At 50.3% G+C, this 890-nt stretch carries 1 rRNA gene; it reads left to right on the top strand.

Going from position 1 to position 890, the window contains the following annotated elements:
* Positions 1 to 890 (top strand): 23S ribosomal RNA (locus tag PG862_RS14300); the annotation flags it as partial.

Genomic DNA, 890 nt, shown 5'->3' with positions numbered 1-890 from the left:
GCAGCGGCAGGATCCAGAGTACCGCGAGACACGTGGAACCTTGCGGGAATTCGGGGGGACCACCCCCCAAGGCTAAATACTCCTTAGTGACCGATAGCGCATAGTACTGTGAAGGAAAGGTGAAAAGGACCCCGGGAGGGGAGTGAAAGAGAACCTGAAACCCTGTGTTTACAAGCTGTGGAAGCACGTTAAGGTGCAACCGCGTACTTTTTGTAGAACGGTCCGGCGAGTTGCGGATGCTGGCGAGGTTAAGGAGTAAAGCTCCGGAGCCGAAGCGAGAGCGAGTCTTAATAGGGCGTAAAGTCAGCATGTGCAGACCCGAAACCGGGTGACCTATCCATGTCCAGGTTGAAGTTCCCGTAAAAGGGAATGGAGGACCGAACGCACATCCGTTGAAAAGGGTGGCGATGAGGTGTGGATAGGGGAGAAATTCCAATCGAACCCGGAGATAGCTGGTTCTCCTCGAAATAGCTTTAGGGCTAGCCTCGTATTAGTTTAGCGGAGGTAGAGCACTGAATTTCCTAGGGGGCGTCAAAGTCTACCGAAGAATATCAAACTCCGAATGCCGCATAAATGATGTACGGGAGTCAGACTGCACGAGATAAGTTGGGTAGTCAAAAGGGAAAGAGCCCAGACCTACAGCTAAGGTCCCAAAGTGTGTGTTAAGTGGAAAAGGATGTGGGATTTCGAAGACAACTAGGATGTTGGCTCAGAAGCAGCCACACATTCAAAGAGTGCGTAATAGCTCACTAGTCGAGAGGTCCTGCGCCGAAAATGTCCGGGGCTAAAACACAACACCGAAGCTTAGGAATGATTATATCATTGGTAGAGGAGCATTCTTAAAGAGAGGAAGCAGTACCGATAAGGAGCTGTGGATTTTTAAGAAGAGA

The organism is Clostridium fessum (genome assembly GCF_027698965.1).
GTDB classification, from domain to species: Bacteria; Bacillota; Clostridia; order Lachnospirales; family Lachnospiraceae; genus Otoolea; species Otoolea fessa.
Note: the sequence above shows the minus strand (reverse complement) of the source record. Positions and strands in the feature narration are given on the sequence as shown.